8 protein-coding genes are annotated in these 7,400 nt (G+C 55.6%); all 8 read right to left on the minus strand.

Annotation, left to right across the window (positions count from 1 at the left end; translation table 11 throughout):
• The coding region (locus CPT76_RS36950; protein WP_374954583.1) for a sodium:solute symporter family protein at nt 1-951 on the minus strand (951 nt) is incomplete at its 3' end.
• Entirely contained in the window at nt 951-1,181 is a 231-nt protein-coding gene (locus CPT76_RS01615; protein WP_105441717.1) for a DUF3311 domain-containing protein, read from the minus strand. The genes CPT76_RS01615 and CPT76_RS36950, both read right to left, overlap by 1 nt.
• A 146-nt stretch (nt 1,182-1,327) precedes the next feature.
• Nucleotides 1,328-1,789: a RidA family protein gene (locus CPT76_RS01620; protein WP_105441718.1), complete on the minus strand. Its 462-nt coding sequence runs from the start codon at nt 1,787-1,789 to the stop codon at nt 1,328-1,330.
• Entirely contained in the window at nt 1,789-3,000 is a 1,212-nt protein-coding gene (locus tag CPT76_RS01625) for a M20 family metallopeptidase (protein ID WP_105441719.1), read from the minus strand. Before CPT76_RS01625 ends, CPT76_RS01620 begins: the two co-directional genes overlap by 1 nt.
• Nucleotides 3,001-3,026: 26 nt before the next feature.
• Nucleotides 3,027-4,118 (minus strand): alanine racemase, encoded by a 1,092-nt coding sequence (locus CPT76_RS01630; protein WP_105441720.1) that lies wholly within the window; start codon nt 4,116-4,118, stop codon nt 3,027-3,029.
• 352 nt (nt 4,119-4,470) lie between these two features.
• Nucleotides 4,471-5,139 carry a helix-turn-helix transcriptional regulator gene (locus CPT76_RS01635; RefSeq protein ID WP_105441721.1) on the minus strand — a complete coding sequence of 223 codons (669 nt, stop codon included), beginning with the start codon at nt 5,137-5,139 and terminating at the stop codon, nt 4,471-4,473.
• 268 nt (nt 5,140-5,407) lie between these two features.
• A complete protein-coding gene (locus tag CPT76_RS01640; protein WP_105441722.1) occupies nt 5,408-5,881 on the minus strand; it encodes a YbaK/EbsC family protein in 474 nt (157 codons plus the stop codon).
• Between the two features lie 77 nt (nt 5,882-5,958).
• A complete protein-coding gene (locus CPT76_RS01645) occupies nt 5,959-7,254 on the minus strand; it encodes a 2-isopropylmalate synthase (protein WP_258167975.1) in 1,296 nt (431 codons plus the stop codon).
• Nucleotides 7,255-7,400: the final 146 nt, after the last annotated feature.

Genomic DNA, 7,400 nt, shown 5'->3' on the forward strand with positions numbered 1-7,400 from the left:
GACCCAGGGGCTGAACGTTTGCTTTACAATGGCAAAAATGGCGATGTCATTGTTGCTGACGCCATCCACCTGCAGTACCGCCGACGTCCCGATAAACAGGACAAACAGCGTAAACAGCATGTACAGCGGGAGCATGAGCGTATTTTTGCGGATGGAGCGCGCATTTTTGCCGGAATAGGTGGCGATGAAGCCGTGCGGCCACATGTAATATCCGAAGGACAGCAGAATCAGGCTGGATACGTACCAGGACGTGCTGTACCCCTTGTCCTCCAGGCCGAGGAAACCGGGCTTGGCGTTCTCCACCGCCCGGAACATATCCCCAATGCCGCCATAATAGTGAATCGGCAGGTACAAACCGAGAAACACGACGACCACCACGATGAGGATATCCTTGATGACGGCGGTCCACGCCGAGCCGTGAATGCCCGAAATCATCACATAGACCGTGACGGCGATCACGCCGATCCAGATGGCGGCGGTCGGGGAGATGGCGCCGTACGACGCCTCGGAAATGATCAGCCCCAGCCCCTTCAGCTGGATGATCAGATAAGGAATCATTGAAATGAAGCCGACGACCGCCACGAAAATGCCCAGAGCCGGACTGTTGTATTTTTTGATAAAGAAGTCGGATTGGGAGATCAGATTATGCTCCTTCCCATACTTCCAAATCTTCGGCAGCAGCCAGTATCCGATGATGAAATTGAGCATCGTGATGTTGTAGAACGCAGCTCCGCCGCGCCCGAAAGCCCAGCCGCTGATGCCCATCAGGGCGTTGACCGTATACAGCTCGCCCGCCATCAGAAGAAAAATAAACGCCGTCCCGAATCCGCGTCCACCGACGGACCATTCTTCGAGACTCATTTTTTTGCCTTTCGACGCCCGGATGCCGAGATACAGCGCCAGAACTAGAAAAATGCCGATAATCGAGATGGAAATAGCCTGATGTGACATTACTCTGTCGCCTCCTTCTCATCTTCCAGGTTGTCCGGATTGAGCCTATGAACCAGCAGCATGATGCCAACCCCAAGGAGGATCCACAGCACCATCCAGAACAGCAATAAAGGCATGCCGAGCACGAACACATGGCGTTCTTCGTAAATCCGATTCATCCAGATGACGCCGAGCGGCATCCCCAGGTATGCAATAAGAGACAGCAGATATAATGGAACCTTGCTCTTCATCGTTCGATCCTCCGGTTCGTTGATTTTCAAGCTTCGGTCTGTTACATTAATAATCTGATCATTTTCCGGAGTGGTGGTTCATTGAGTTGAACCCCCTCCTTTTTTTGTATGAAAAATAGCTCTACCGGCAGTCTGCTCTACCGCCGTTATTCGATCTCGACGATGATTTCCACCTCGACCGGCGTATCAAACGGCAGCTCGTTTGTCCCGATCGCGGAGCGCGCATGCTTGCCCTTCTCCCCGAACACCTCGATCAGCAGATCCGAGGCCCCGTTCAGCACGTAAGGCTGGTCTTTAAATCCCGGAGCGCTTTGGATGAAGCCAAGCATCTTCACTACTTTCTTCACCCGGTCCAAGCTGCCCAGATGCGCCTGCAGCGACGATAAAATGTTCACAATGCACCGGCGCGCCGCCTCTTGCCCCTGTTCGATCGTCAGCTCTTCTCCAAGCTTGCCTTTTAGAATCAGCTCCCCGCTCTTGCGGCAATCATGACCCGAAGTGTACAGCAGATTTCCTACCTGGTTTACGGGAACGTACGAGAACTTCGGCTCGCCAACCGGCTCCAGCTCGATGTTCAGTTCTTTCAATCTCTCTTGAATGCTCATCATCATTCCTCCTGTAATGGTTGTTGTTGAAGCAGCCGCATGGCGAGCTGCATATATACCTCGGCTGCGTCCGTGATCTGAGGGACAGGAACACGCTCATCCTTCACATGGGCTTGGTCCAGCGATCCTGGTCCGAATATAACCGTCGGTATGCCCAAGTCAACGGACAGAAACGGCGCCTCGCAGGTCGCTTCGAAAATACCGATGGATGACGGGTTCCCGATAACATTACCGGTGACCTCCACCAGCGCCTGCACGAGCTCATGGTCCTGCGGAATGGTCGACGCCGGTATAAACAAGTAGTCGTCCACTTCGTAGGTGACTTCACCAGTTCCGGCACTTAAGCCTGCGCCTGAGCTTGTGCCTGCAGCTGCATTTAGCGCCTCCTTCAGCTGCCCCAGCACCTGCACAGCCGTCTCGCCGGGGATGACCCGGCGGTCGACCTCAATCTCGCAGTGCTGCGGCACGATGTTCGGCGCCGTCCCACCCTTGATCTGCGTGACGTTCAGCGTCGCGTATCCGAGGAGCGGATCGGCGCTCTCTTTGAGGCGGCTTCGAAGTGGCTCCAGCGCCGAGATGAGCGCCGCCATCTTCGGAATGGCGTTGTCGGGCTCCAGCACCTTCGCCGCATGGCCGGCGACGCCCGCCGTACGGATCCGGTAGCGGCCGACGCCTTTATGGGCAGTGCAGATGCCGAGCCCGGTCGGCTCGCCGATAACGGCGAAATCGGCGTGTATGCCGCTGCGCAAAAAGTGGCGCATGCCGACATTCTCCCGCTCTTCATCCACGTTGAAGAGCAGGATCAGCTCCCCGGCGAACGGACAGCCGCGCCGGTGCAGCAGGATGGCCGCGTACAGCATGGCCGCGACGCCCGACTTCATATCGGCCGCACCCCGGCCGATCAACTCGCCGCCCCGGACGACGGCGGCAAACGGGTCCTCGCTCCACCCTTCCCCGGCCGGGACAACGTCGAGATGGCCGTTGTACAGGAGCGCCGGCCCTTCCGCCGCGCCCTTCAACCGGGCGACCACATTCGGCCGCTGCGGCGCGGCCCACTGCAGCTCTGCTTCGATCCCCTCGTCCCGGAGGAGCTGCAAGACGTACCGGGCGGCCGCCTCTTCGCGCCCCGGCGGATTTTCGCTCGGGATGCGGATCAGTCCACAGACGATATCCAGCAGCTCCTGCTCGTGAAATGAATCAAGGTCCTTCCCCATGAATCCCAGCCTCCTCTCTGTACCGCTTAGCTGTTCTTGCCCCTCGCGTCGATCCGGATCTTCTCGACCGGCACTCCTCCGCGGAAGCCGACGATTTCATCGCACAGATTGGGAAGGACGCAGGCATGGTTCGGGATAATCGTCAGGTGCTGGCCGATGTGAAGCGATACGGAAGCCGGATCATAGCTGAGGAACCCGTGCTCTTCATTCAGCTTGAAAATTTCGATGTCGGGATGCTCCACGATGTAGCCGAAACCTTTAGAGAACGGCATCGTGTCCGTGGTGAGCGTTTTGGATCCCGCGTCGATGATCGCCCGACCCGGAGCCGGAACGCTGACGACCGTCGTGATCACCCGCAGCGCGCAATCGTCCACCGTGATCATGCCCATAGACAATTGCCCCACGTCGTGGAATATGTAATTTCCGGCGCGGATCTCGGTTACACCCTCCAGCTCCCCTGCGAACTTGGACGACAGCGACGAACCGCCGCTGACGACCGGAATGTCGATCCCCGCTTCCCTCAGCAGATCGGCGGTATTCTTCAGGGTAGCCGCCTCCTGGCGTGCCGTGCTGCGGATCTCTTCCCGGCTCTCTTCGCCGTAAATCTGCCCCGCGTAGGAGAGCAGTCCGGTGATTTCGATCCCCGGCAGGCTTTGGATCCGCCGCGCAAATTGCAGCGTGTCCTCCCCCGGCTGGCGGCCGCAGCGCCCGATGCCTCCGTCAACCTCGATGTAGAGCGGTATGCGGCGGCCGAGACGCTCGCCCACCTCCGACACCGCCGTGGCGCCTTCCACGCTGTCGGCGACCGTCGTTACTTTGACCTTTTGCGCCAGCTGATACAGCCGCTCCTGCTTATCTTCGCCAATGATGGGAAAAGCGATCAAAATATCGTCGATCCCCGCTTCAGCCATCACTTCCGCTTCCCCCAGCTTGGCGCAGGTGATGCCGGTGCTTCCGGCCTCCAGCTGCTTGCGGGCAAAATAAACCGACTTGTGCGATTTAATGTGCGGACGGTGCCGGATTCCGGCCTTTCTCGCTTCCTCCGCCATGCTGCGGATGTTGCGTTCGGCAATGTCCAAATCCACGATGACGGCAGGCGTTGATACGGTTTGAACCATCTTGCTCCCTCCTTGAATGACACAAAATCTGGATAAAGGTGTGCCCTTGTGATAGGCTCGCTGAGACAATCAAACTCCAAACCAACAGAAAAATAATTAGATCAAAAAATATTTTTTTGATTGTTCACATTATGAATCCCTTCGCCGAGCATTGTCAATATAATTTCTATGATTCATCACAAATTTGAATGCGCTTTCAACTCATGACAAAGAAAAGCCCAAAACACAGGCCTACTCCTATGCAGCACCGTTTCTACTCATGTTCATGCGATTGCGCGGACTCCTTCTGCCCTTGTCTGTCACTTGGCTATTCGAAAATCCATCAGGCCCTGGCCCGGGCAGCTTCTTCTTGCTATACCCTGTTTTTCGGCATGCCTTTGTCCTGGTTTGCCCGAATTTCGTCGAGATAGTTATACAGCGTAAACTTGGAAATATCGAGGAACTGGCATACTTTATCTCCCGCCTTTTTCACGAGAAAAGCGCCGCGCATATCCAGAAACTGCACCGCCTTCACCTTGTCTTCCTTGCTCATATGCGAGACCGGCTTGCCGATTTCCTTCTGGCATTCCTGCAGCAGGTAATCAAGCAGATCGTTCACGTCGTTGACGAATACCTCTTTCACTTCCTGATCGAGGCTGTGCATCGTCAGCGAGCGGATCGTATTCTCCGCAACGAGCAGATCGGAAATATCCAGGTTCATACAGAGCGCTCCGATCGTCTCACCCTTGCTGTTCTTGAAGTAGGTTGAGGAGGAACGCAATATTTTGCCGTCCTTCGTCTGGGTGATGTAGTTGTAGCGGTCTCCCTCCGTCACGGTTCCGCGCAGCACCTCCAGCCCGAGATTGCTGCCGCAGTCCCCGACCTTCCGCCCGGTAATATGTCCGTTCTCGATCGCCACGATCGTGCTTTCGTACCCTTGCGTCAAATCGTGAAGCACCACTTCGCATTTCTCCCCAAATTGGGCGGCGATGGCCCGGATAACAGGCAGCAGCACATTCAGCTCTTCCTTGATATGTTCCATAGATCCCACTCTCTTTAATCTGTCATCTAAAAATAATTTTGAACATCAAAAAAACTTTCATATATCACTAGTTTCTTCAAAATCGTTCCTTTTGTCAAGGCATGACGGCAGTTCCACGGCAGGACTATACGAAGAATGATAAGAACAGAAGAAGCAGCACATCCTGCTGCTTCTTCTGGGTTTGGACCTTAAATGCGGAGCCCGAACTGGTTCCCAACCGCATAAATACGTTCGTCTCCGGCTGTACCCATAACCTCGGCCCCATACCTTATTGAATGGTCATTACCTCGCCGGCTGTCATTGCAATCAGCTCCTCCGGGGTGCAAGAAAATACCGCCTTCGGATGACCGGCCGCCGCCCAAATGGTACCGAATTTCAACAAGTCTTCATCAATAATCGTCGTGATTCTCTCCAGGTGACCAATCGGCGCTACACCTCCGATGACAAAGCCGGTGTGTTCCCGCACGAAATCTGCATCAGCCTTCTTCAGCTTGACGTTAAGCGAGGAGGAAACAAGCTTTTCATTGACGCGGTTCACGCCGCTTGCTACAACAAGTACAGGTTCATTGGAACCGCTCAGTCGGAAAATAATGGACTTCGCAATTTGTGCCACTTCGCAGCCAATCGCCGCCGCGGCTTCTTCCGCCGTGCGAGTGCTGTCCGGCAGTTCCACCACCCGATGGTCAAAGCCCATATCACGGAGATGGCTCTGCACCCGCTCGGCACTCTCTTTTAATGCCATGATATATACTCCCTTCTATCGGAACGGTTCATTACTATACACGCATTCGGCTGAGTCCAGCTGCCGTCTGTCTTTCCTTACTCGCTTGCGCCCTGCACGGCTGCTTGAGGTTCGCCCGGTGCGTCCAGCACGGCGGCGTTGATGCCGTTGAGGAACGCCAGCGCGCTCGCCTTGATAATGTCGGTATCCATCGCGCGTCCCGAATAAGTTTTGCCCTGGTATTCCAGCCGGATGTTGACGCGGCCAATCGCCTCTTTACCCCGGGACAGGCTGTTGATTTTATAATCCCTCAGCTGCACGTCAAGTCCGACCAAGGCCTTGATCGCGCTGTACAGCGCATCGATCGGTCCGTCCCCGACCTTGCTGTCCGTATAGCTTTCGCCGCCTTTTTTCAGCTGAACAGTCGCCGTCGGCACGAGGTCGTTGGTCACGACCTGGAAGGATTCCAGCTCATACAGATGGCTGGTGCCCTGATCGATTTTGCGGTGCTCGGTCACCAGGTAGAACACGTCATGATCGTACACTTCCTTTTTGGCGTCGGCCAGCTGCAGAAACTTCGCAAACAGCTCCTCAAAATCGTTTGGATTGCTCGTGTCGAAGCCGATCTTTTCTACCGCATTTCTGAACGCATGCCGTCCGGAACGCGCGGTCAGGATCAATTCCATGCTCTCAGCCCCGACTTCCTCCGGCGACATGATCTCGTACACGTTTTTGTCTTTCAGCAGTCCATCCTGATGAATGCCGGACGAGTGGGCAAAGGCGTTTTCGCCCGTAATCGCCTTGTTGACCTGCACGTCCAGGCCCGTCAAATGCGTCAGCAGCCGGGAGGTGCGCAGTATTTCCTTCAGCTGGATCTGGGTGTGGCAGTTAAAATAGTTCTCCCGCACCTTCAGCCCCATCACCACTTCCTCGAGTGAGGTGTTGCCGGCGCGTTCGCCAAGCCCGTTGATGGTGCACTCCACCTTCTCGGCCCCGTTCTTGATGGCGGCCAGTGTGTTTGCCGTGGCCAGCCCCAGGTCGTTATGGCAGTGCACGCTCAGGACGACCTTGTCGTTCAGGTTTTTCAGCCGGTCGTTGATTTTGCGGATCAGCTCGCCGAACTCTTCCGGAACGGCATAGCCTACCGTGTCTGGAACGTTAATGATCGTCGCGCCGGCTTTGACCACCGCTTCGATCGTCTGCCACAGGTACTCGAATTCTGACCGGGACGCATCCTCCGTGGAGTACTGCACCTCTGGCAGCAGCGTCTTCGCAAATTTGACCGCATCCACACCCATCTGCATGACGGCGTCTTTCGAGCGGCTGAACTTTTTCTCCACATGGATGTTGGACGTGCCCAGCACGATATGGATAAACGGAATCTGAAGCGACATTGCGATCCTCCTCATCATATGAAAAAAGGGCCGACAGGACCTTTTCCTGTCAGCCCATCCGATCTTATTTTACATGAATTGCGGTTCCGCTGCAGGCTCCTTTTCCGCCTTGGCCGTTTTGACCGGCTTAAACTGGTGAATGAACA

Source organism: Paenibacillus sp. AR247, from assembly GCF_002968895.1.
GTDB lineage: Bacteria > Bacillota > Bacilli > Paenibacillales > Paenibacillaceae > Paenibacillus_AQ > Paenibacillus_AQ favisporus.